25 protein-coding genes are annotated in these 21,624 nt (G+C 47.8%); 22 read left to right on the top strand and 3 right to left on the bottom strand.

Annotated features, from left to right (window positions below; genetic code table 11):
* Positions 1–47: 47 nt before the first annotated feature.
* The 6 genes from acpS (at position 48) to G6R27_RS04575 (ending at position 5,003) form a co-directional block, all read left to right on the top strand.
* On the top strand, positions 48–449 hold the full coding sequence (acpS, locus tag G6R27_RS04550) for a holo-ACP synthase (protein ID WP_213819888.1): 402 nt from the start codon (positions 48–50) through the stop codon (positions 447–449).
* Positions 449–1,588 (top strand): alanine racemase, encoded by a 1,140-nt coding sequence (alr, locus tag G6R27_RS04555; protein ID WP_213819889.1) that lies wholly within the window; start codon positions 449–451, stop codon positions 1,586–1,588. The genes acpS and alr overlap by 1 nt, the downstream gene beginning before the upstream one ends.
* A 43-nt stretch (positions 1,589–1,631) precedes the next feature.
* A complete protein-coding gene (locus G6R27_RS04560; RefSeq protein WP_213819890.1) occupies positions 1,632–2,000 on the top strand; it encodes a type II toxin-antitoxin system PemK/MazF family toxin in 369 nt (122 codons plus the stop codon).
* A gap of 101 nt (positions 2,001–2,101) precedes the next feature.
* A complete protein-coding gene (locus G6R27_RS04565; RefSeq protein WP_213819891.1) occupies positions 2,102–2,800 on the top strand; it encodes a response regulator transcription factor in 699 nt (232 codons plus the stop codon).
* On the top strand, positions 2,784–4,100 hold the full coding sequence (locus tag G6R27_RS04570) for a sensor histidine kinase (protein ID WP_213819892.1): 1,317 nt from the start codon (positions 2,784–2,786) through the stop codon (positions 4,098–4,100). The genes G6R27_RS04565 and G6R27_RS04570 overlap by 17 nt, the downstream gene beginning before the upstream one ends.
* A 30-nt stretch (positions 4,101–4,130) precedes the next feature.
* The gene (locus G6R27_RS04575) at positions 4,131–5,003 is read left to right on the top strand and encodes a S1C family serine protease (protein ID WP_213819893.1); all 873 of its coding nucleotides are present in this window, start codon (positions 4,131–4,133) and stop codon (positions 5,001–5,003) included.
* Between the two features lie 81 nt (positions 5,004–5,084).
* Here the strand turns inward: G6R27_RS04575 and G6R27_RS04580 are convergent, their stop codons facing one another.
* Positions 5,085–5,414 (bottom strand): thioredoxin family protein, encoded by a 330-nt coding sequence (locus tag G6R27_RS04580; protein ID WP_213819894.1) that lies wholly within the window; start codon positions 5,412–5,414, stop codon positions 5,085–5,087.
* An 81-nt stretch (positions 5,415–5,495) separates the two neighbouring features.
* Between G6R27_RS04580 and G6R27_RS04585 the strand changes: the two genes are divergently transcribed.
* On the top strand, positions 5,496–6,317 hold the full coding sequence (locus G6R27_RS04585) for a methylenetetrahydrofolate reductase (protein ID WP_213819895.1): 822 nt from the start codon (positions 5,496–5,498) through the stop codon (positions 6,315–6,317).
* A 136-nt stretch (positions 6,318–6,453) separates the two neighbouring features.
* The gene (locus G6R27_RS04590; RefSeq protein ID WP_213819896.1) at positions 6,454–8,304 is read left to right on the top strand and encodes an APC family permease; all 1,851 of its coding nucleotides are present in this window, start codon (positions 6,454–6,456) and stop codon (positions 8,302–8,304) included.
* A 48-nt stretch (positions 8,305–8,352) separates the two neighbouring features.
* On the opposite strand, the gene G6R27_RS04595 is transcribed toward G6R27_RS04590, so the two are convergent.
* Together G6R27_RS04595 and G6R27_RS04600 are read right to left on the bottom strand one after the other, a co-directional pair.
* Positions 8,353–9,084, bottom strand: a complete 732-nt coding sequence (locus tag G6R27_RS04595) for a type 1 glutamine amidotransferase (RefSeq protein ID WP_213819897.1) — start codon at positions 9,082–9,084, stop codon at positions 8,353–8,355.
* Positions 9,084–10,442 (bottom strand): Mur ligase family protein, encoded by a 1,359-nt coding sequence (locus tag G6R27_RS04600; RefSeq protein WP_213819898.1) that lies wholly within the window; start codon positions 10,440–10,442, stop codon positions 9,084–9,086. Before G6R27_RS04600 ends, G6R27_RS04595 begins: the two co-directional genes overlap by 1 nt.
* Before the next feature lie 134 nt (positions 10,443–10,576).
* Between G6R27_RS04600 and G6R27_RS04605 the strand changes: the two genes are divergently transcribed.
* The 14 genes from G6R27_RS04605 (at position 10,577) to G6R27_RS04670 (ending at position 21,623) form a co-directional block, all read left to right on the top strand.
* On the top strand, positions 10,577–11,179 hold the full coding sequence (locus G6R27_RS04605) for a thymidine kinase (RefSeq protein WP_213819899.1): 603 nt from the start codon (positions 10,577–10,579) through the stop codon (positions 11,177–11,179).
* Positions 11,179–12,255 carry a peptide chain release factor 1 gene (gene prfA / locus G6R27_RS04610; protein WP_213819900.1) on the top strand — a complete coding sequence of 359 codons (1,077 nt, stop codon included), beginning with the start codon at positions 11,179–11,181 and terminating at the stop codon, positions 12,253–12,255. Before G6R27_RS04605 ends, prfA begins: the two co-directional genes overlap by 1 nt.
* A 2-nt stretch (positions 12,256–12,257) precedes the next feature.
* Positions 12,258–13,232, top strand: a complete 975-nt coding sequence (prmC, locus tag G6R27_RS04615) for a peptide chain release factor N(5)-glutamine methyltransferase (protein ID WP_213819901.1) — start codon at positions 12,258–12,260, stop codon at positions 13,230–13,232.
* Positions 13,232–14,257 carry an L-threonylcarbamoyladenylate synthase gene (locus G6R27_RS04620; RefSeq protein WP_213819902.1) on the top strand — a complete coding sequence of 342 codons (1,026 nt, stop codon included), beginning with the start codon at positions 13,232–13,234 and terminating at the stop codon, positions 14,255–14,257. The genes prmC and G6R27_RS04620 overlap by 1 nt, the downstream gene beginning before the upstream one ends.
* Before the next feature lie 70 nt (positions 14,258–14,327).
* Positions 14,328–14,597 (top strand): phosphocarrier protein HPr, encoded by a 270-nt coding sequence (locus tag G6R27_RS04625; protein WP_213819903.1) that lies wholly within the window; start codon positions 14,328–14,330, stop codon positions 14,595–14,597.
* Positions 14,598–14,713: 116 nt separating this feature from the next.
* Complete coding sequence (gene tsaB / locus G6R27_RS04630; protein WP_213819904.1) at positions 14,714–15,439, top strand: tRNA (adenosine(37)-N6)-threonylcarbamoyltransferase complex dimerization subunit type 1 TsaB; 726 nt, start codon at positions 14,714–14,716, stop codon at positions 15,437–15,439.
* On the top strand, positions 15,423–15,974 hold the full coding sequence (gene rimI / locus G6R27_RS04635) for a ribosomal protein S18-alanine N-acetyltransferase (RefSeq protein ID WP_213819905.1): 552 nt from the start codon (positions 15,423–15,425) through the stop codon (positions 15,972–15,974). The genes tsaB and rimI (G6R27_RS04635) overlap by 17 nt, the downstream gene beginning before the upstream one ends.
* A 10-nt stretch (positions 15,975–15,984) precedes the next feature.
* Positions 15,985–16,383 (top strand): ribosomal protein S18-alanine N-acetyltransferase, encoded by a 399-nt coding sequence (rimI, locus tag G6R27_RS04640; RefSeq protein ID WP_213819906.1) that lies wholly within the window; start codon positions 15,985–15,987, stop codon positions 16,381–16,383.
* On the top strand, positions 16,380–17,402 hold the full coding sequence (gene tsaD / locus G6R27_RS04645) for a tRNA (adenosine(37)-N6)-threonylcarbamoyltransferase complex transferase subunit TsaD (RefSeq protein ID WP_213819907.1): 1,023 nt from the start codon (positions 16,380–16,382) through the stop codon (positions 17,400–17,402). Before rimI (G6R27_RS04640) ends, tsaD begins: the two co-directional genes overlap by 4 nt.
* Before the next feature lie 184 nt (positions 17,403–17,586).
* Positions 17,587–18,234, top strand: a complete 648-nt coding sequence (locus G6R27_RS04650) for a redox-sensing transcriptional repressor Rex (RefSeq protein ID WP_213819908.1) — start codon at positions 17,587–17,589, stop codon at positions 18,232–18,234.
* A 5-nt stretch (positions 18,235–18,239) separates the two neighbouring features.
* Positions 18,240–19,286, top strand: a complete 1,047-nt coding sequence (locus tag G6R27_RS04655; RefSeq protein WP_213819909.1) for a lipid II:glycine glycyltransferase FemX — start codon at positions 18,240–18,242, stop codon at positions 19,284–19,286.
* Between the two features lie 42 nt (positions 19,287–19,328).
* Positions 19,329–20,162 (top strand): HAD-IIB family hydrolase, encoded by an 834-nt coding sequence (locus G6R27_RS04660; RefSeq protein WP_213819910.1) that lies wholly within the window; start codon positions 19,329–19,331, stop codon positions 20,160–20,162.
* 114 nt (positions 20,163–20,276) lie between these two features.
* Positions 20,277–20,744: a DUF805 domain-containing protein gene (locus tag G6R27_RS04665; protein WP_213819911.1), complete on the top strand. Its 468-nt coding sequence runs from the start codon at positions 20,277–20,279 to the stop codon at positions 20,742–20,744.
* Positions 20,745–20,828: 84 nt separating this feature from the next.
* Entirely contained in the window at positions 20,829–21,623 is a 795-nt protein-coding gene (locus G6R27_RS04670) for a CPBP family intramembrane glutamic endopeptidase (RefSeq protein ID WP_213819912.1), read from the top strand.
* Position 21,624: the final 1 nt, after the last annotated feature.

The raw sequence follows: 21,624 nt of genomic DNA on the forward strand, positions 1-21,624 counted from the left end.
GGGGCGATTTGTTCGCCCATGCAGCGCTTTTTTGTTAAAATGAAAGTATGATTATCGGTATTGGAAATGACATGGAATCGATCAGCCGAATCGAATCAGTTTTGAATCGACGGCCCAATTTCTTGTCCACAATCTTAACACCAGCTGAGCAAGAAGCGGCCAAAAAACGAACTGGGAAACATTATTTGGAGTTTGTGGCGGGGCGTTTTTCGGCAAAAGAAGCTTATTCGAAGGCTTTGGGAACCGGGATCGGAAAAAAGGCGTCTTGGCAGGATATCACGATTTTAAACGCCCCTTCAGGACGGCCGATCATTTCGGTTCGTGGACAAAATAACGCCCTTTCGGTTGCCATCACACACTCTGGGGACTATGTCGCCACCGTGGTGACGATTGAGTCGTTGTCCTTTCTTGAAAAAATCAAAAAGAAGCATTGGGAGAAGACAAGGTAATGGATAAGAACGAAGCCCTAACACGCCGTGGGCTGGCTTTTCTACGATCAAAAGCGGCTCTTGTCCATAACGCAAGAGAAACGATCCGACATGCCAAGGCCAAGCGGCTCATCGCCGTTATTAAGGCCAATGCCTATGGGCATGGGGATGCCTGGGCGGCGCGGACACTCTATGAACAACTGTCTGTGAAGGACTTTGCCGTGGCGACGGTCGATGAGGGACGGCGAGTTCGTCAAGCGATGCCCGAAAAAGAGGTGTCCGTTATTTTGCTTGGTGTCCAACCTTTTGAATTGGCCGTTGAAATGGCGGCGACACGATTAGCGCCGGTAGCTGGTTCTTTTGATTGGTTGCTTGCAGCAAAAAAGAGCTTTGAAGAGGCGGGGTCGTCTGATGTCTTGTCTGTTCATTTGGCCGTTGATACTGGCATGGGTCGAGTTGGTGCAAAGACCAAAGAAGAGTTGGCTTCGATGGTTGATTTTGTTCGGCATGATCCGAATTTTGAGCTAGCTGGTGTCATGACGCACTTTGCCACGGCTGACGAAGATAATCAGGCTTATTATGATCAACAGTTGGCCGACTTCATGAACATGGTGGCTGGCCTTGAAATTCCGGAAAAGTATTGGCACCTAGCCAATTCTGGGACGGCTCTTTTCCATGATCAAGAAGCACCGACGGCAACCATTCGAGTGGGTTCGGTTTTGTATGGTTATAATCCAGCAATGGCAAAACGGCCATCGCCGATTCAATTACAGCCGGTTGGTTCATTGGTTGGCCGCATTTGGTCCGTGCATCGCCTGCTAAAAGGGGAATCGCTTTCTTACGGCGCAACCTACACGGCTTCAAAAGACGAGTGGGTTGGTACGGTTCCCATCGGCTATGCCGATGGTTTGAAACGTAGCCTGGCCGGTATGTCGGTTCTCGTCAATGGTAGGCGTCAGCATGTTCTTGGCCGGATAACCATGGATCAGATTGTGATTTCCTTGCCGGAAAAATTACCGGTTAACACCGAAGTCACCTTTATCGGTCGAAATGGACAAGAAGAAAATACAATTGAGGATCTGGCCCGCTTTGCTCAGACGATTCCACATGAATTGCTAACCGGGATTTCGGAACGGGTGCCTCGGGTAGATCGCGATTAAAGTAAACAAAGGGCCTTGGCCCGTACATATAAAAGAGGATAAGATGACAGAAGATTTGAAGAACGTCCAGCGTGGCGATGTCTTTTTTGCTGACTTAAAGCAAGGAATTGGCTCGGAACAAGAGGGGGTGCGCCCGGTTTTGATCATTCAAAATGACCGAGGAAATCAAAATGCCCCCACCACGATCGTGGCCGCGATTACATCAAAAATTTCCAAGGCTAAATTGCCAACCCATGTCGAATTGTCAGCAGATGAAGCGGTGATCAAAAAAGATTCGATCATCTTGACCGAGCAGGTGCGCACCATTGACAAACGACGGTTACGTGATCGCATTGGTCACTTGGCGACAAATGGTGATACGATGAAAGCAGTAAGAAAAGCGCTTTCGATCTCACTTGGCATGGAAGGCTGAGCATTTGATCCAAAAAACGGCTGCTTTTTAATGTATTCTTAATGCTTCGGTGCTAATTTAGAAGGAATAAGAAATGGGTCTTTTTAGAAGGGAAGGCAAGCATGGCAAAAGCAATTAAAATTTTATTGATTGAAGACGATCAGAATTTATCGGATAACATCGTTGATTTTCTGCAAGATTTTGCCGATGTGACGGCGGTGACCGATGGTTTGGATGGCGAGTTCGAAGCCAAGGAATCGCCCTTTGACTTGATTATTTGCGATCTGATGTTACCCGGTCAGTCCGGTTTAGAAATTATTCAAAAGGTCCGCGAAGCCAAGGTGGTGACGCCAATTTTGATTTTGACAGCCAAAGCTTCTTTGGACGACAAGATTGAAGGGTTTAACGTTGGCGCTGATGACTACCTAACTAAGCCTTTCCACCGCGAAGAGCTGCTGGTCCGTGTCAAAGCGCTTTTGCGCCGAACTGGGGTTTATTCGGAAGACAATACGATTACGGTTGGCGAAATGACGATTAACCTCGAAAACCGTGGTGTTCAAGTACATGGTCAGGCAGTCAAGTTGGTTGGAAAAGAATTCGATATTCTAACTTATTTGAGCCAGAATAAAAACATCATTGTGACCCGCGATCAGATTTTTGACCGCGTTTGGGGTGTTGATTCGGACACGACGATCAATGTCGTTAATATTTATCTGAATAACTTGCGCCGAAAGTTGGAGGCTGTGGGACAAGGCGGTTTGATCAAGACCTTGCGGAACATTGGCTTTATTCTTGAGGTGCCAGATGACCAAGCTGATTAATCGAAAACAGCAAATTGATAATTTTGCCACGCTGGCCCTTGGGCTGATGGTTATTTTTACTTTTTTAGCCGGGGTGATTTTTTGGATCTATACCTTTACCGTTTATGATAATTCAGACCGGGTGATCAACCAGTACGTTTCCTACTACCAACAATCGGCAATGGAAGAGGAAAACGATAACAACGAATTGGCTGGCAAAAACAGTAAATCCATCGGCATGAGCCATCCGGACGAATTCCGCGGGAACATGATCTACTTTGACGACAAGGGGAACCAGATCGAGAGTCAGGCTACGACAGGTCTGAAAAACGTTTTGAATCGTAAGGTGCACTTGAAATTCGATAAGGATGATTTAGGGGAAAGTCCCAAGACGATCTATAAAAACAAAACGTACTTGCGAATTCAGGCCGTTAAATTTAAGCGTGGTTCCGTTGTTGTACCGGGTGAAAACGGTGTGCAATCGGCTGCTTATGGTTACGTCTTTGTCGATGTGACCGACACGGTTGTGAACTTGAAAAAGTTTCAGGATGTGCTGATTTGGTCCTTTATTTGGGCCTTCGTTTTGGCCTTGTTCTTTGCCTACTTTGTCTCCCGCCAGTCGATGAAACCCATCATTTCCGCTTGGCAGCAACAACAAGACTTTGTCAACAACGCGGCCCATGAACTGCGGACGCCAATGTCTGTTATTCAAGGAAAACTCGAAAGCATGCTGACCAAACCGACGGAAACGATTCGGGATCAATCAGAGGCCGTGATTTTGTCGCTTTCTGAAGTGCGCCGCTTGAATTCTTTGACCAATAACATGCTGACGCTGGCCAAATCTGGTTCGAACATGACCAAGATTGAAAAGGAAAAGACAGACATTGGGGCCTTTATGAACAAGGCTTTAATGCCCTATGTTGAAATGGGTTCCTTATCAGGCAAGACGGTTTCGGTGGATGTTAACGTGGATCAAGAGGTCGCCATTGATAAGAAACGGATGCACCAACTGTTGGTTCTTTTGATGGACAATGCCTTGAAGTATTCCGATGATGGCGATGCGATCAACGTGACGGCAGCGGTCGAAAAACGTCGACTCGTTATAAATGTGGCCGATACTGGTCGAGGCATTTCAGCGGAAGCAAAGAAGCATATTTTCGACCGTTTTTACCGAGAAGACAAAACAGGAAATCGAAAGACGGGTGGAACCGGTCTGGGTCTTTCAATTGCAGAATGGATTGTCCGCGCCCACAATGGTAAAATTACGGTGTTGGATAATAAGCCAAAGGGGACGATTTTTCGTGTCACGTTGCCCCTTTAACAAAATGAACTCGATGAAAGGATTCTCTTGATGCGTCGACATATCCGAGCTATCAAAAGTAAATTCTGGCCAGCGATTGCTATCCTGATCGCCCTTTTCGTTGGTGCTGGTGTCGTGCTGGTTTCTTCCTTACCGAATTCTTGGTACCAGGGGCGCTTGGCAAAAGCCACGCACACAAACGCTGCGGGAACGGCAACGATTGCTTCTGTAGCCTATCTGTCTAATGATAAGGCTGAAAGCGCTTTTTCCAAGGTAAAAAACGCCGTGGTGACGGTGCAAAACTTGCAAAAGTCAGCTTCTTTGGAAGACGGGGCGGATGCCTTCGATAGCCAAAATAAGAATAACGACACGAATAATTATGAGACAGCCTCACAGGGCTCTGGTGTCGTTTTAAAGATTCACAATAATAGTGCAGATATTATCACTAACTACCATGTGATCGCTAATTCGGCCGCCATTCAAGTGGTGGATGCCAATGGTGATAAGGCGGATGCTAAAATTTTAAAGACTGATTCCAGTCAAGATTTGGCCTTGATTCGAGTGAAGTCTGCGGCCTTTAAACAAGCGGCAAGCTTGGCGGATTCAGACAAGGTAGTGACCGGAGAAGCTGTCTTAGCCGTTGGGTCACCCCTTGGTGCCGCCTATTCATCGACAATGACCAAAGGAATTGTTTCCCAGGCCAAGCGTTCGTTGACGGCCTCTGAAACCAATAACAAGGCGGTAACGGTCATTCAAACGGATGCAGCCATCAACCAAGGAAACTCTGGCGGTGCTTTGATTGACGAAAGCGGCCGGGTGGTCGGCATTTCGTCTTCGAAAATTACGTCTTCTGCCCAGAATACGAATATTGAAGGGATGGGGTTTGCCATTCCATCTAATCAAGTATCAGCCTTTATTAGCTAAAAAGGTGGCAATAAAAAACGGTGGCTTTTCCAATTTGGAGAAGCCACCGTTTTTATAGCTGAATTTGTTAGAATAGAGAAGTTAGGCCAAGGTTTGTTGGTACCAGTCTTCAATTTGCTTTGGGGTCAAGCGTTCCCCGTGTCCGATTTGGTTGATCTTTTGACCATTTTCAAAGAGAACAAAGGATGGAATCCCCTTCAAGCCAAACTGGCTAGCCCAGTCCAAGTTTTCGTCGCGATCGGCATCCATCCAGTCGGCGGATTCTTCAACCTTATCACGAATTCCTTGAACAAAAGGTTTGATCACCTTGCAATCGCCACACCAATCGGCTGATAAAAAGACAAGGTGTCGGCCAGGTCGGTTGATAAACTGTTGCAATTCGTCGTTTGAGTGTGCTTGTGATTGATACATAATCCACCTCCAATACCATTCATTTTAGCACAAGCTGGTGAATTGGTCTACTTGTCATCTGTCCGTAAAAGAAGGATTATTATGCAAAAGATTAGCGATTTAATAAGCGATGATGAAGAAATTGTTCAATCTCAGGAATTGACCGTTTTAAAAGCCAAACAACTCCTTGCTTGCCTTTCTTCAACAAAATCGATGAGCTCGGTTGTGAGTCCTTCAGACCGAACGGATATCGCCGTGAAAAAAGCAGGATCGGCTTCAGCCATTTCTTACTATTCTTTAGTCAATCAAGGAAAAGAAGAAAAAGCTTTTGATCAATTACTGGATCTTGCAGAAGAAGTCCAAAAGGCGACGTTGCGCCCAGTTCTGATACATCTTAGGGCTGGCGATTTAAGCCCGACGACCATAAAAGACTTTGTTGACCAGGTGATTGCGCGTGGCCTCTGTAACTTTTTAGTCTTATCGGGCGACTATCGAATGAAAGCAGACGGCTACAGGAACGGTCAAGACTTGCTTTTGGCACTACGTCAGGCGGGCGGTGAAAAGCTGGCATTGGCCTCGGCGCTTTTGGTTCGTCAACCAGTCACGAAGGCCGCTATTTTGCGTGTAAAAGAAAAGTTAGCGGCTGGTACAGACTTTTTCTTGACTCAGATTTGTTTTGATTCAAAAGCGTTGATCGACTTGCAGAAAGCTTGTTTTGAAGCCGGTTTGCCACAGGTTCCGGTTGTGGTGGGCATCTTGCAAAAGCCCACCATGAAGCAACTGAACTTTGTCAGTGCAGTGCTTGGTCTTAACGTGCCAAAAGCCTACCGGGCCAATCCGGCAAAAGAAGCAGCGGCAGTGGAGCAAACGTTACTGGCGGCTGGCTTTTCAGCCTTTCATCACTTTTCTTTACCAAATCGTTAAACGGCAAGAAAACAAAGAAAAATTGGTTTAAAAATGAGCGCTATCAGTTCCTTGGCCCTTTTCTTGCGGGCCTTTTTTTATCGATTTAAAAGGGGTACAATAGAGACTTATCAAAGAAAAAATTTGGAGAGAAACCATGTTTCGTAACCTTAAGCGTGTAATTATTGGAAAACCATTGAAGACCACTGAAGCGGCCGGCCAGTCGTTAACAAAGTCTAAAGCCCTGGCCTTGCTTTCTTCTGATGCCTTGTCATCCGTGGCCTACGGAACGGAATCCATCACCTCCGTCTTGATTGCGGCTGGTGCGGTTGCCCTTTGGCTTCAACTGCCAATCGCCATTATCATTTTGATTCTTCTTGCCGCCATTGTGTTGTCTTATCGGCAGATCATTAAGGCCTATCCAAACGGCGGTGGGGCCTACACGGTGGCTAGCCAAAATTGGGGCGCCAAGGCCGGGCTTGTGGCCGGAGGATCGCTATTGGTTGACTATATGTTGACGGTGGCGGTTTCCGCCTCTGCGGCCGCTGATGCCATTACCGCAGCGGTTCCAGCGTTGTTGAATTTCGCGGTGCCACTTTCAATTGTGACGATTTTGATTTTGACGGCTTTGAACTTACGTGGTTTACGAGAATCAGCCAACTTCTTGATGGTTCCCGTCTACTTCTTTATTGTTGTCATGTTCGTTACGATCCTATTTGGACTTTTTCAGGCGGTCACTGGTGCCATTCCAGCACACCAGGCCGCTAAGGTCGGAACGGATTTTTCCGGTTTGACGGTGATTTTCTTTTTGCGGGCCTTGTCATCTGGTTCCTCTTCTTTGACCGGTGTCGAAGCGATTTCAAATGCGGTACCGAACTTTAAAGAACCAAAGGAAAAGCACGCGGCCACGACCTTAACGATGATGGCTGCTATCTTGGCCTTCTTTTTCCTTGGGATCACTTACCTGTCTTATTGGTATGGGGTGCGACCTAACGCCAACTCGACGGTCTTGGCACAAATTGCGGCGATTACCTTTGGTGGGCACAATGTCTTCTTCTACTTGGTTCAGTTGGCCACGGCCTTGATTTTGGCGGTTGCTGCAAACACCGGGTTCTCAGCCTTCCCAATGTTGGCCGTTAATTTGGCCAAAGACAAGTTCCTGCCACATCTTTTCTTGGATCGAGGCGATCGTTTGGGTTATTCCAATGGAATTTTGTCCTTGTCAATCGGGGCCATCATCTTGACGATTATCTTCCACGGCTCAACGGATAACTTGATTCCGCTCTATGCCGTTGGTGTCTTCGTACCATTTACGCTGTCTCAGTCCGGCATGATCATCCACTGGTGGCGCAACCGTCATGACGAAGGGTTCTGGTGGTTCAAGTCGATCATTAACTTTATTGGTGCCGCGATGTCGGCTGGTTTAGTGATCGTGCTCTTCATTACGCGTTTGAACCACGTTTGGCCATATCTCTTCATCATGCCGTTGGTGATGTTCTTATTCTTTAAGATTCGCCGCCACTACGATGCCATTGCCCGGCAGTTACGTCTGCAGTACGTCAACAATGTCGATTCGGTTCGTCACGAATACGACGGCTCTACGGCCATTGTGCTGGTGTCGAATTTGACCAGAGTGACCTCTGAGGCGGTCGATTATGCCCAGTCGATTGCTACTAAAGTTGTTGCCATGCACGTCTCCTTTGACGAGAATCCGGGCCGCGAAGCCAAGATTCAAGCACAGTTCAAAGAAGATTTTGGCGATGTTCGCTACGTCGATGTCCACACGTCCTACCGCTCGATCGTCAAGCCGGTGGTCAACTTTGTTACCAAGGTTTCCAAGCAATCGGAAAAGATCAATCACTCCGTGACGGTGATTATTCCGCAGTTCGTGCCAAAGAAACCATGGCAAAACATTTTGCACAACCAGTCATCTTTCCGTCTGCGAACGGCTTTGTCTGGCATGGATAACATTTCGATCTCAACTTATTATTATCACTTGTCCGAATAAATTGGGCACAAAAAAGACCCGCTTAGAAAGCGGGCCTTTTTTTATGACTTAAAAGGTTTCAGCTGGGACGTTTTCCAACTTAGCCGCCCAGTCCACGTCAGGGTAGCGCCTTTGTAAGGCTGTCTTCAAGACGCGTTTGGCCAAGTTACCATTGCGGGTAAAGATTGGGCCGTGGAAGTAAGAGCCGTAGACGTTGTGGTAAAGCACGCCTTCGCTCTGGTCCATGCCGTTGTTTCCCTTACCTGAGACAACCGTTCCCAAAGCTTTTTCGCCTTTGCCCAGGAAGGTGCGGCCCTGGTGGTTTTCAAAGCCGTGGTAGGTTTCGCCAGTCTCATTGTTTTTGATGACAATGTCACCAGTCAAACGCTTGCCTTCGTCAACTTTGACGGAAGGATCGGTCATGTTGGTCGTGTAGTGATCCATGATACCGATGCCGTCAACCTTGGTACCATCGGCCATTTCCATGTAGTGGCCAAGCAATTGGAAACCGCCACAGACGGCTAAGAGAGGACCATCGTTTTCGATGTATTCGCGCAGGGCTTCCTTCTTTTGGACCATGTCTTTGGCTACAATCGTTTCTTCGTAATCTTGACCACCGCCAAAAAGCACGAAGTCGTAGGCTTTTGGATCGAAGGTGTCATTCAATGAAACGAGCTGGTCGTCAATTGTGACGCCGATTTGCTTGGCATAGTAGCGCAGGGCGATGATGTTCCCGTAATCACCGTACGTGTTCATTAAATCACCGTATAGATGTGCCAGTGAAAGCGTGTAGTCTGCCATTAGAACTCCTCCTTAATGTAGCCTTTTTCCTTCAAGACGGCCCGGACTTGCAGCATCGCCGTGTAAGTTGCCGTCAAGTAGACCTTGTCGGTTGGCGCTTTTTTGATGGCCTGAATGATGGACTCGGTTTTTGGAAAGGTCTCTTTTATATCAAAGCCGGCCATCTTCAAACGAACGGTGATGTCCTTGTAGCGTTCACCACCAGTCATGACGGCCTTTAGCTGGCTATCATGTAAGCGCTCAAACTCGGCATCCCAGATCCAAGAGGTGTCAATTCCGTCGGCGTAGTTGGCGTTTAGCATGCCGATCAAGGTGAAGGGATCTTTTTCCGTTTCCATCATGTCGATGACGGTGTTGGTGCCGACCGGGTTTTTAATCAAAAGAATCGTCAAATCCTTGTCGCCGATCTTAAGCGATTCCTGCCGGCCGAAGACCTGTTTGTTTTCTTCAAAGGCGGCCTTGATGTCTGTAGGATTTACACCAAATGCTTTGCCAACCGTGTAAGCGGCCAAAGCGTTATAGATGTTGTATAAACCACCAATTTCGATTGCCATTTTTTGCCCGTCAATGGCAAAGTGCGAAGCCTTTGGCGTTAGCTTGTCAATTTCGGTTACGGCCGTGTCCAAAGGCGGCCGGACAAAGGAATCAGTGGTTGAAAAATACTTACCCAAGTTGGCATAAGTGATGAAGTGATAGTGCAAGACTGAGTGGTCGGTCGGGCTTAAAATTCCGTCCGTATTGTTTGGAGCCTTCAAGTCTTGATAGTCAGCTTCTTTTACGTTGTCAAAGCCATAGTAAAGGCGCCGGTTTTCATAGTCGCCGCGGGCAAAGATGGGGGAATCGCCGTTTGTGATCACCGTGGCTTCTGGTGCTTGGTGAATGCCGTCGATAATCTTTTGGTAGGTCGAATAGATTTCGCCGTAGCGATCGAGCTGATCGCGAAAGAGGTTCGTCAAGACGAAGTACTTGGGTTTGATGGCCTTGGTTAAGGATAGCACGTTGGCTTCATCAACCTCCAAAACAGCGACGGGCTTTTTGCCGTTTGGGGAAGGTTGAATGGGAGTTGTTAAAAGCGTCCCGGCGATACCTTGGACCATGTTGGAGCCGGAAGGGTTGGTAATGACCGAATAGCCACCGGCTTTCAAGACACGGGTGATTAAGGCTGTCGTCAAGGTCTTTCCATTTGTTCCAGTGACCACAACAAGGTCAAAGTCGGCAGCGACTGAATTCAAGACGTCCGGGTCGATCGTAACGGCGAGCTTGCCGGGCAAAGAGGTGCCTCCTCGCTTCAACACGTCGTGTAAGATAAAGTGTGATGATTGGGCCGTGAACTTGGCCAATTGGCTTTTCAAAGACATGAACCGCCCTCCTTTTCTAAACCCTTATTTTACCACGTCCGTTCGACTTTTTGACAAATTGGTCTGGGCCATCGTCAGAAGGGGTAAAAATTGCTATAATAAATAGGATAAAGAAGAGAAAACGGGTGAGTATTTTGGCACAGTTATACTTTGAATACGGGGCAATGGGCTCCGGAAAATCAATCGAAATCTTGAAGGTGGCGCACAATTATGAGTCACAGGGAAAAGAAGTGCTGCTTTTAACCCCCTTAGTTAACGATCGAGATGGGGTTGGCATGATTGCTTCTCGAATCGGCTTGAAACGGCCGGCCAGAGTTATTTCACCCGATGCTAACCTCTTTGAAATGATTGACGAAGAAAGAAAGAAACGTGATTTGGCTGCTGTTTTGGTTGATGAAGCACAGTTCTTACAAAAAGAGCAGGTCGATCAGTTAGCCCAAGTGGTCGATGACTACCACTTGCCCGTCATGACTTTCGGATTAAAGCAAGACGCTTTTAATGAATTGTTTGAAGGGGCCAAGCGCCTGATTGAAATGGCCGATAAGCTGGTTGAAATGAAGACGATCTGTTCTTTTTGTGGCCGCAAGGCGACTACCCAGCTTCGCTTTAAGGACGGAAAGCCACAATACGAAGGGGCTCAAATTCAAATTGGCGGCGACGAGGCCTATAAGCCTGTCTGTCGTATTCACTGGTACCATCCAGATTTGAACATGTTAAAGAAACAAAAGGAGATGTGATGGATCCGATTTTTGCTCAGATTCAATCGGTCGTTGACCGCTATGACGAACTAAATCAAATGCTCGCCGATCCCGAGGTGATGGGCGATTCCAAGAACTATATGAAGCTGTCCAAGGAAGCGGGTTCGATTCGAGAAACAGTCGATACCTACCAGCGTTACCAGCAGGTGGTTTCTGGTATTGAAGAGGCGGAATCGATGCTTGGTGATCCGGAGATGGATGATTTGGCCAAGGAAGACTTGGCGACTTTAAAGCCGGAAAAAGAAGAGCTGGAAGAACAGCTGAAGATCTTGATGCTGCCAAAGGACCCAAATGATGATAAGAACATTATCATGGAAATCCGCGGGGCGGCAGGTGGGGATGAATCCTCGCTTTTTGCAGCCGACCTACTCGGCATGTACCGCCGCTATGCTGAAGAACAAGGCTGGTCGTTGCAAATCATCGACGAGACGACGACCGAAGTCGGTGGCTACAAAGAAGTGGCAGCGATGATTACCGGTGACAAGGTTTTCTCCAAGCTGAAGTTCGAATCTGGTGCCCACCGCGTCCAGCGTGTGCCAAAGACCGAAACGCAGGGCCGTGTCCACACGTCAACAGCAACGGTCGGGATCATGCCTGAATTCGAAGCGGTCGATGAAGAAGGCTTGATCGATCCAAAGGATGTTCGTGAAGACGTTTACCGTGCCTCTGGTGCCGGTGGTCAGCACGTCAACAAGACGTCTTCAGCCATTCGTTTGACCCACGAGCCAACCGGGATTACGGTGGCCATGCAAGACGAACGATCGCAGCAACAAAACCGGGCCAAGGCCTGGAAGGTCTTGAACGCTCGTGTTTATGACCACTTTGCCCAAGAAAACCAGGCCGAATACGCTGAACAGCGTAAGACGGCCGTTGGTTCTGGTGATCGTTCCGAACGAATTCGGACCTACAACTACCCACAAAACCGGGTCACGGATCACCGGATTGGTTTGACGCTAAACAAGTTGGACCGCATCATTGCCGGTGACCTTGGCGAAATCATCGACGCCCTTGTCCTGGCGGAGCAGACGGCTAAATTAGCTGCCTTGGGTGAATAACGATGAGTGACGCTGAAAATCGGGGGCTTCCTGGATTGAATCAGGTAGGCGTTGGGCGCTTTGACCGCCAGGTTGGCCGGTCTTCGACCTACTCGGGTTCTAAGCAACCTAAAATCGCTTTGCTCGAAGCACGCAAATGGGCCTTGTCTGAACTGACGACGGCCGGCTTTGACGAAGACGAGTCCTTAGACAACATTGATTTCTTGTTGACGGGGGCTTTGAAAATCAACTACGGCATGCTCCGGGCTAACCTGACCCGAGTCATGCCCGAATGGCTGGCCGAACGCTGGCCAAACTATATTGCAGGGCTCTTAAAGGGACGCCCGGCCCAGTACGTGATTGGCGAAGCACCGTTTTACGGGCGTGACTTCCTGGTTGACGAGCGGGTGCTGATTCCCCGTCCAGAGACTGAACTCTTGGTCGATTGGGTTCTGTCGGATCTTAAAAAAGAACCGGTTTTGGCCGAAGGGCCAAGGTTACTCGATGTCGGCACTGGATCGGGGGCAATTGCGCTGACTTTGGCTGACGAGATGCCGGTCTTAAAGGCGACGGCGGCTGATATTTCCAGGGAGGCCTTGGCAGTCGCTTGGGAGAATCGGAAGAAACTTGGTTTGGTCGACCGTGTCGATTTGATCGAATCCGACCTTTTCTTAGCTTTTTCTGATCAGCGTTTTGACGTCATTGTGTCCAACCCGCCTTACATCAAACGGGACGGGCAGGACGAGATGGATGAGTCGGTCGTGGCTTTTGAGCCTGATCTGGCTTTGTACGCCGATCACCAGGGCTTGGCATTATACGAAGAAATGGCCGAACATTTGGCCGAACACTTAACGAAGCATGGCCGGGCCTATTTTGAGATCGGCTATGATCAGGGGCAAGCCTTGGTGACGATTTTCAAGCAAGCACTACCAGATGCCGAGGTAACCTTGAAACAAGATTTGGCAGGCTTAGATCGAATGATTCGAGTGAAAATTTAATGAAAACAAAACATCTAAACAATCAAAAAGAAACGGTAGCAGAAGCTGCCAAGCTGCTTCAAGCAGGTGAAGTGGTGGCTTTTCCAACGGAGACGGTCTATGGTCTGGGCGCGGATGCGACCAATGATCTGGCCGTTAAAAAGGTTTTTTCGGCCAAAGGGCGACCAGCCGACAACCCCTTGATCATGACCGTCGGATCTGTCGAACAGTTGCGACCATTTGTCACGATTTCGGATGCAGCCAAAAAGCTGATGACTGCCTTTTGGCCGGGATCTTTGACGATCATTTTGCCCATTAAGGAGGGGATGGTTTCGATGCTTGTGACCGGTGGGTTACAAACGGCTGCCGTTCGCATGCCGCAAAACGAGCTGACCCGGTCCTTGATTCGAGAAGCCGGTTTCCCAATCGTTGGCCCATCGGCTAACTTGTCGGGAAAGCCATCGCCAACAACGGCGGCTCACGTGGCACACGACATGGACGGTAAAATTGCGGCCATCGTTGATGACGGGCCAACCCAGGTGGGCGTGGAATCAACGGTTTTGGATTTGACGGCGGCTGTTCCGACGATTTTGCGAACCGGTGCGGTTAGCCAAGAAGACATGGCGGACGTTTTAGGTTCAGAAGTCATTGACGGGACGAGCCCAAAGTCCTTGTCAGCTGATCAAACACCGAAGGCCCCTGGCATGAAATACCGCCATTATGCACCGGACAAAGACGTTTTCGTCTTTGATCCCCTCGATTGGTCAGATCTTAAAGAGCATTTACAAACAGGCGATGCCGTCATGGCGGACGAGGCTTTGTTAAAACAGTTTTCAGAAAAGAAGCAGCCGTCTTGGTCCTTGGGTAATAATCTAGATCAAGCGAGCGAGAACCTTTTTGCTGGCTTGCGCTACTTTGATGATCAAGAAAACATTGAGCGGATTTATGTGCAAGCGATGCCAAATATTGGATTGGGCAAAGCGTATAATAATCGCTTGGCTAAAGCATCTGGTGGCCGGCTTTTTGAAGGCCCTCACGCCGAATAAACCTTGCTATTTTGTAAGCGCTTTGATAAACTTAAGTCGATGATAAGACTTTTCCAAAAGGAGAAAGAACATGGCAGAAACAAAAGAATTTAACATCATTTCAGAAACGGGCATTCACGCTCGCCCAGCAACGTTGTTGGTTCAGGCCGCATCAAAGTTCGGTGCTGACGTTACGTTGTCATACCAGGGTAAGGAAGTGAACTTGAAGTCCATTATGGGTGTCATGTCACTTGGTGTTGGTCATGGGGCAGACGTTACGATCAAGGCTGATGGTGACGATGCTAAAGACGCCATCCATGCCGTTTCCACGGTAATGCGTAATGAAGGGTTGGCCAAGTAAGGTCAATCGTGCGACCATTGGTCTCAGACAAACCGCTTCGAGCGGTTTTTTTATTTGAAAAGATGGGCCCATTTAGTAAAATAAAAGAAAAGCCCTCGGCATATTTTGGAGTTTTCATGAAAGTTTTGGCAATTGACACAAGTAATCAGCCGCTCTTAGTGGCCTTGGCCGACGATCACAATATCGTGGGGTCTTTTCAAACGGATAAACCAAAGAATCACTCAGTGGATTTACTGCCGGCGGTTCGTCATTTGCTAAGCGAGCAAGGCGTTTTTTTGTCTGACATTGACCAGATCGCGGTGGCCAAGGGGCCTGGATCATTTACCGGCCTACGGATTGGCATAACCGTTGGCAAAGTTTTAGCTGACACTTTAAAAAAGCCGCTTTACGCCATCTCATCTTTGCAGGCCCTGGCCAAGCAAGTTCAGTTGGAAAAGCAGGAAAAAGCGATCGTGCTGGCCATGTTTGATGCGCGCAATGATAATGTGTTCGCCGGTGCCTATCTGGCGGATAAGCCCGTTTTGGAAGATGGCCATTACCCGATTGACGAGGTGCTCTTGTTAATCGCACAAATGAATGAACCGGTGATTGTGGTCGGGGATGGGGCGCACTTTGAAGAAAAGATTGAAGAAGAATTAGGACGCCAACCACTGACGATTTTATCGCGTGACGAATCGTTACCAACCGGTGTTGGTTTGGTTAATTTGGTTGATGACAGCACGCTTGTTACTGACGTTGCTAATCTAACGCCTGCTTATCTTCGAAAGACACAAGCTGAACTGAACTGGGAACAAAAGCAGCAGGGAAAGCCACTGGACAAGCCGTATGTTTTTGAAGTTTAAGAAGAAAAAAAAGGAAAAACCGGTCGCGCAGACCTTGATCGATTTTCCAACCGAACGATTTCAGGCTGGCTCGGACGTGTTGACGTTACGTCTGGCAACGGTCTCAGATATTCCGGGTCTGGTGGCCATCCAAGAAGCGGTCTACAACGGTTATGCCCCTTGGGTTTCAAGAGATTTTTACCACGAGTTGACCGCTGAAAAGGATCGCTTGTATTTGGTGGCGGTGAAACGTGACCAGGTTGTGGCCTTTATTGCCTTGGTTCGACGCGAACAGGTGCCGGATTTGCATATTGCCAATATCGCGGTACTGCCGGTCTGGCAAGGACGATCGGTGGGGACCTATTTGATCAATACGGCAAAGGCGGTGGCCTGGGAAATCGGCTTGCCTATGCTTTCTTTGGAGGCGCGCCGGTCGAACACTGGGGCGTTGGAACTCTATGATCGTCTTGGTTTCTTTGTGCAAGACGTGATCGAGCGTTACTATGTGGATAACAAAGAAGATGCGATTTCGATGGTGCAAAACCTTGAAGATTAGAAAAGCAAGCATGGCGGATTTAAAAGCCATACAACGGATCACAAAGGAAGCCTTTGGCAAGCTAAACCCACTTCCGGATCAGCTGCTTGAAGCACAATTAAAGGCTGGCAAGCCGACTTATTGGATTGATGAAGACCGTCTAGCGTTTATCTCTTACAGCAAAGTGTGCGATGAAGTCGAGATTTTTGATTTGGCCGTTTTGCCATCTGCCCAGGGGCAGGGTCTGGGGAAGGCGATGATCAAAGCATTGCTTTGTCAAAATGCTGGCTGCCAGATTTTCTTAGAAGTAAGAGAAGATAACCAGCGGGCGCGACAGTTGTATCAACAAGTTGGCTTTAAAGCTTATCGCAGAAGAATCAATTACTATCAAGACGGACAGACCGCCATTTTAATGGAGAAAAAAGCATGACAACATTGATTGCATTTGAATCAAGCGCGGACGAGACCTCTGTTGCAGTGGTTAAGGACGGCAAAAAAGTCTTGTCCAACGCCGTTGCGACGCAGATTAATTCCCACCAGCGTTTTGGTGGGATTGTGCCTGAAGTGGCTTCCCGGCACCATTTGGAATGGATCACTAAGACACTAGACATCGCCTTGGCTGATGCGAATGTGACGCCAGGTGATTTGGACGGCGTGGCGGTTACCTATGGGCCGGGGTTAGTTGGCTCACTTTTGGTTGGGTTGATGGGTGCCAAGACCTTTGCGATGGCCCATGACTTGCCACTGATTCCGGTGAATCACCTAGCGGGTCATATCGCAGCGGCTAATTTTAACCGGCCAATCGAGTACCCAGCCCTTGCTTTAATGGTGTCTGGTGGTCACACGGAACTGGTCTTGATGGAAAAGGAGAATTCCTTTCAAATTCTTGGTGAAACCTACGATGACGCGGCTGGTGAGTCTTATGACAAAGTCGGACGTCTGATGAAGCTTAATTATCCGGCTGGCAAAGCGATCGATGAGCTGGCCCAAAAGGGCCAGGTGACGATCAACTTTCCGCAAGCCATGGCGCACGAAGCGGGTTATGACTTCTCCTTTTCAGGGCTTAAGTCGGCTGTTATTAACCAAGTTCATAACGCGGAACAACGGGGCGAAGAAATTGACCAAGCCGATTTGGCCGCTTCTTTCCAGGCGGCGGTTATCAAAGCGTTGGTCGATCGAACGCGCCGTGCCCTGACTGATTTTCCAGTTAAGTCTCTGGTCTTGGCTGGCGGCGTGGCAGCCAATTCCGGCCTGCGCTTGGCCTTAACGGATCTGATTGAAGAATTCCCTGAGACGACTTTTATTCCAGTGCCAAAGCAATACACTGGGGATAATGCCGCGATGATCGGGGCGGCGGGCTATTTCAATTACAAGGACAAGGTCTTTGCTGGACTTGATTTGAATACGCACCCCGGGCTGGATTTTCCGTTATATGAAGAAGAAAAGTAAAGGCTGGCCGTGCCGGCTTTTTTTATTTTATGGGAAAAGAATCGTGGGTTAAAAAGGCTGAGAATGTGAAAAATAAATGTGAAATTTTATCAAAGTAGTATCTTGAATGCTAAAATTATGCTATAATTTAAATAATTTAGTTCACAAAGAACAAAACTTTCACAATGCCTGAATGGAGAATATCATGAACGAACAAGCACAGATTCCGCGCGCGACCGCTAAACGGTTGCCGATTTATTATCGTTATCTTACTTTCTTAGAAGATGCCGGTACGAGCCGAATTTCATCAGCCGAATTAGCTGAGGCGACAAAGTTTGACGCGGCGACCATTCGCCGTGATTTTTCATACTTTGGGGCCTTGGGTAAGCGTGGCTATGGCTACGACGTGAAAGCCTTGCTTGCTTTCTTTGCCAAAGTTTTGGATCAAAATTCTTTGATTAACGTGGCTTTGATCGGGGTTGGAAACTTGGGACAAGCTCTTTTGAACTTTAACTTCCATCAATCATCAAACATGCGGATTGCTGCTGCTTTTGATATTAACGAAAAGCAGGGACGGATCTTGTCTGGTGTGCCAATCTATGACATGTCTGAATTAGAAGAACAGATCAAGGCGCAACGCATCAATATTGCGATTTTGACGGTGCCACAAGAAGCCGCGCAAGACATCACGGACCGTTTGGTCGAGGCTGGTGTAAAGGGAATCATGAACTTCACGCCACTTCGTGTTTCTGTTCCAGACGGTGTTCGTGTGCAAAACGTTGATTTAACCAACGAATTGCAGACCTTGGTCTACTTCATTCAAAACTACGCATCGATCACGACGGGAAAGTAAGGCGCATGGCAGTACTCGATTTAACCGATAGTCAACAAGTTGAAAAATATCACCAGTTCGTGGCAAATTCGCCATACGGACAAGTGACGCAGGATCCTAAATGGGGTGAGTTGAAAGCTAACTGGGGCCATCTCTACCTCTACCGGGAAAACGAAGCGGGTGAAATCACTGCCGCCATGGCTGTTTTGACGGTCGAAGCCGTTTCAGGCAAGCTCCTGGCTTACTGCCCAAAGGGACCGGTCGCAGACGTGCATGACCTGGACTTGATTCAATCATTGGTTGAAGAAGCTAAGGAAAACCTGCCCGAAAACGTCTTCTTGATCCGCATGGATCCAGAAGTGATGTATGACGAGGTCCTTGATGCCAAGTACCAAAAGGCTGGCTTTACTACCCGTAACAAGAACATCACCTACATGCACGGCAACATTCAGCCCCGTAAGAACGTGGTGCTCTTCTACGATGGCCGTGGCGAAGACGCCAAGGTGATTGAAAACGAAGAAGACTTGATGTTGCACTTGAAAGGCAAGCACCGCAACGCCATCCGCCGTTCCATTCGCGATGGTGTGACGGTCGAAGCGGGTCGTTCACTTGATTTGATGAAGGACTTCTTTGAATTATACAAGTCGATGGCGGCGGTGCACGAAATTACTTACCGTCCATTTGCTTACTTTGAACGCATGCAAGAGCTCTGGGCAGATTCCGAGCTCTTCAAGATCTTTGTTGCCAAAAACGATGAGGGAACGCCGATTGCGGCCGGCATTGGTTTTGCATACGGGGATAAGATCTGGTATATGTATGCCGGGTCCAACAAAGAATACCGTCATTTGCAAGGTCCCTACCAGATTCAGTGGGAAATGCTGAAGTGGGGACTGCAAGCTAAGAAGGTCCGCTACGACTTCGGTGGCGTTGGCGAATTTAGCCCAGAAGACGGTCTTTACAAGTTTAAGCACGGCTTTGCTTACCATGATCCACAAGTTGAATACATCGGCGAGTTGGATTGGGTCTTGGACCAAGAAGCCTATGACAAATACCTTGAAGGTTTTGCTGAGTAAGCATGCACGAGCCCTCCCGACAGTAGACGAGAAAGGCGAATCATGACAATTAAATTAATCGCATCAGATATGGATGGCACTTTTTTGGCAGGAGAAGACACATATGATCGTGTTCACTTTGAAAAGGTGCTTTCCCAATTAAAAGACAAAAATATCCGGTTTGTCGCAGCATCTGGCCGTCGCTTGGAAAACTTAGAAGCGCTGTTCCAGCCGATGGCTGACTACGGACTTTTAGATCAAATTGACTACGTGGGGTCAAATGGCTCGGTGGTTAAAGTGCCCGGGCAGGTTTTGTCTGCGGTCTATTTGACGGCAGAACAAATCAAAAAGGTCATCGCCTGGAATGCCAAAAGCGTGGCCAAGAGTGAAAATTTGATCGTGCTTTCGGGCACCAAGGGAACCTACGTTTCAAACCATGCCAGCAAGGCTGTGCAAGAAGAGTTGGCTCGTTTTTACCCAAATGTCATGCAGGTTGAAAAGTTGCTGGCTATCGATGATCAAATTCTTGGGGTGTCCTTCATTTGGCCGCACGAAGAAGTGCAAAAATACGTGCAAGCCATCGAGGATCTGTTTGGCGATGATATTCACGTGACGGGCTCTGGCTTTGGTTCGGTTGATATATTGCCAAAGGATGTCGACAAAGCAAAGGCCTTGACGATTCTCCAAGATTACTACGATCTGACCGATGACGAGGTGATGGTTTTTGGCGATAATTCCAATGATTTGGAGATGTTGCAAAAATACGAGCACGCTTATTTGATGCCCAATGCGGCTACCTTTATGCACCGGGCACATGACAAGGAAGCGGTTGCGACCAACGTTGAAGCGGGTGTCTTAAAGACGATCGAACGGGAATTAAAGTTAAAAGAAGCGTAAGAAAAAGCGTCCGGGTCGGATGCTTTTTTGTTTTCTTAAAAAACGCTGGCAGGCGCCTGATCCCTTCTTTTTTTAAAAATGGTATAATGGAAAAAACGAGTAGGAGAGAAGTCAATGATACAGGCGTACCAAAATTTTTTAAGGCATTCTTTTTCTTTGACGACAGTAACAAAGCGTGGCACCTATTGGCTTGTGACTTTGATCAATTTGGCGATTCTGGCTGTTTTTTATATCGGCTTTGACTTGCTCTTTGCGTTGCTCACGGCAGTCCAGTGGCTTTACTTTTTCGATCTTGTCGTCGCTTTTTTCATGATTGTTTGGCTGATCTTAGCGACACTCTTCGTGTTGGTCACTTTGATACCGAATATCACGATGTCTTTTAGACGATACCGGGATACGGGTTTACCTACGAGCTGTTTTATGATTGAGCCCGTCTTGCTCTTATCCTTTTTCTGGTTTTGTTCGGAGAATTTGAACAATGGTTATGCCAGTATTTGGTCAATCTTTGCCACGGGCCTGTTCTTGCTTGCAGATATTTTAGTTAAGCTGCTGCCGTCGGCTGTCGAAAAAAACGCCAAATAAAAGTAAAAACCGTTCAAAACAGCCGAACGGTTTTTGCTTGAAAACGTCGGCCTATGGTATTCTTATCATAGAAACGAGGATTTTATGGTAGAAAATGAAAAAAAGTCTTTCTTGGACCGGCATTTAAAAATGGTGACAGGACTGCGGATCGGGCTGATGAGCACTGGGAAAGTCCTCTCCTGGGCGGCCTTCTTTTGCTTTGAATTTATCGCCATGGCATTGATTCAGAGTTCGGTTTTCATGTCTGGAAGAGCGCGCCTGATTGCCTTAGTCGCGGGGCTACTTTTGTCTGTTGGCTTTATTCGTCTTGGACTGCAGGCCATGCACCAGAAACGCCAAGTCATTCGTCCCTTTGCCAATCCAATAGCTCGTGTAAAAGCCATCAAATGGCCAACTTGGATTGAAATTGGGCAGATTATCGGCGTATATGTGATCGCAATGGCAGTCATTATTATTTGGAATACTGCACAAAACGTCTTCTTTGAAAAATGGGCCTCGTCGACAACGGAAAACCAGGCGGCCATTGACCAATTGATGAACGCTGGGGGCTGGTACTCTAATGTTGTTTTGTCTCTGGTTATCGTATTGCTTGGGCCGATCTTGGAAGAATTGCTCTTTCGCGGGCTTTTCTTTCGTTACTTTAAATGGGAAAAAGCACCTTATGTCACCGTACTTTTGTCCGGATTGTTCTTTGGCCTTTACCATCTTGGTTCTTATACCTGGGTGTCTCTTTTAGATTTGCCACCTTACTTGATTTTAGGGGTGGCTTTGGCCTATGTTTACCAAAAGACGGATAAGTTATCGTCTTCGATGCTGCTCCACATTGTTCATAATGGTTGGGTACAGGCGGCTTCACTTTGGATGATCGTTTACCATTGAG

Source organism: Fructobacillus papyriferae, from assembly GCF_018437225.1.
GTDB classification, from domain to species: domain Bacteria; phylum Bacillota; class Bacilli; order Lactobacillales; family Lactobacillaceae; genus Fructobacillus; species Fructobacillus papyriferae.

Bases quoted from the DNA above. Each gene is read 5' to 3' on its own strand.
- prmC (WP_213819901.1), top strand. From the start codon at position 12,258: ATGAGTGACGCTGAAAATCGGGGGCTTCCTGGATTGAATCAGGTAGGC.
- alr (WP_213819889.1), top strand. From the start codon at position 449: ATGGATAAGAACGAAGCCCTAACACGCCGTGGGCTGGCTTTTCTACGA.
- prfA (WP_213819900.1), top strand. From the start codon at position 11,179: ATGGATCCGATTTTTGCTCAGATTCAATCGGTCGTTGACCGCTATGAC.
- G6R27_RS04565 (WP_213819891.1), top strand. From the start codon at position 2,102: ATGGCAAAAGCAATTAAAATTTTATTGATTGAAGACGATCAGAATTTA.
- acpS (WP_213819888.1), top strand. From the start codon at position 48: ATGATTATCGGTATTGGAAATGACATGGAATCGATCAGCCGAATCGAA.
- G6R27_RS04655 (WP_213819909.1), top strand. From the start codon at position 18,240: ATGGCAGTACTCGATTTAACCGATAGTCAACAAGTTGAAAAATATCAC.
- G6R27_RS04590 (WP_213819896.1), top strand. From the start codon at position 6,454: ATGTTTCGTAACCTTAAGCGTGTAATTATTGGAAAACCATTGAAGACC.
- tsaD (WP_213819907.1), top strand. From the start codon at position 16,380: ATGACAACATTGATTGCATTTGAATCAAGCGCGGACGAGACCTCTGTT.
- G6R27_RS04620 (WP_213819902.1), top strand. From the start codon at position 13,232: ATGAAAACAAAACATCTAAACAATCAAAAAGAAACGGTAGCAGAAGCT.
- G6R27_RS04585 (WP_213819895.1), top strand. From the start codon at position 5,496: ATGCAAAAGATTAGCGATTTAATAAGCGATGATGAAGAAATTGTTCAA.
- G6R27_RS04660 (WP_213819910.1), top strand. From the start codon at position 19,329: ATGACAATTAAATTAATCGCATCAGATATGGATGGCACTTTTTTGGCA.
- G6R27_RS04650 (WP_213819908.1), top strand. From the start codon at position 17,587: ATGAACGAACAAGCACAGATTCCGCGCGCGACCGCTAAACGGTTGCCG.
- G6R27_RS04625 (WP_213819903.1), top strand. From the start codon at position 14,328: ATGGCAGAAACAAAAGAATTTAACATCATTTCAGAAACGGGCATTCAC.
- tsaB (WP_213819904.1), top strand. From the start codon at position 14,714: ATGAAAGTTTTGGCAATTGACACAAGTAATCAGCCGCTCTTAGTGGCC.
- G6R27_RS04560 (WP_213819890.1), top strand. From the start codon at position 1,632: ATGACAGAAGATTTGAAGAACGTCCAGCGTGGCGATGTCTTTTTTGCT.
- G6R27_RS04665 (WP_213819911.1), top strand. From the start codon at position 20,277: ATGATACAGGCGTACCAAAATTTTTTAAGGCATTCTTTTTCTTTGACG.
- G6R27_RS04670 (WP_213819912.1), top strand. From the start codon at position 20,829: ATGGTAGAAAATGAAAAAAAGTCTTTCTTGGACCGGCATTTAAAAATG.
- G6R27_RS04595 (WP_213819897.1), bottom strand. From the start codon at position 9,084: ATGGCAGACTACACGCTTTCACTGGCACATCTATACGGTGATTTAATG.
- rimI (WP_213819905.1), top strand. From the start codon at position 15,423: ATGTTTTTGAAGTTTAAGAAGAAAAAAAAGGAAAAACCGGTCGCGCAG.
- G6R27_RS04575 (WP_213819893.1), top strand. From the start codon at position 4,131: ATGCGTCGACATATCCGAGCTATCAAAAGTAAATTCTGGCCAGCGATT.
- rimI (WP_213819906.1), top strand. From the start codon at position 15,985: ATGGCGGATTTAAAAGCCATACAACGGATCACAAAGGAAGCCTTTGGC.
- G6R27_RS04570 (WP_213819892.1), top strand. From the start codon at position 2,784: ATGACCAAGCTGATTAATCGAAAACAGCAAATTGATAATTTTGCCACG.
- G6R27_RS04600 (WP_213819898.1), bottom strand. From the start codon at position 10,442: ATGTCTTTGAAAAGCCAATTGGCCAAGTTCACGGCCCAATCATCACAC.
- G6R27_RS04580 (WP_213819894.1), bottom strand. From the start codon at position 5,414: ATGTATCAATCACAAGCACACTCAAACGACGAATTGCAACAGTTTATC.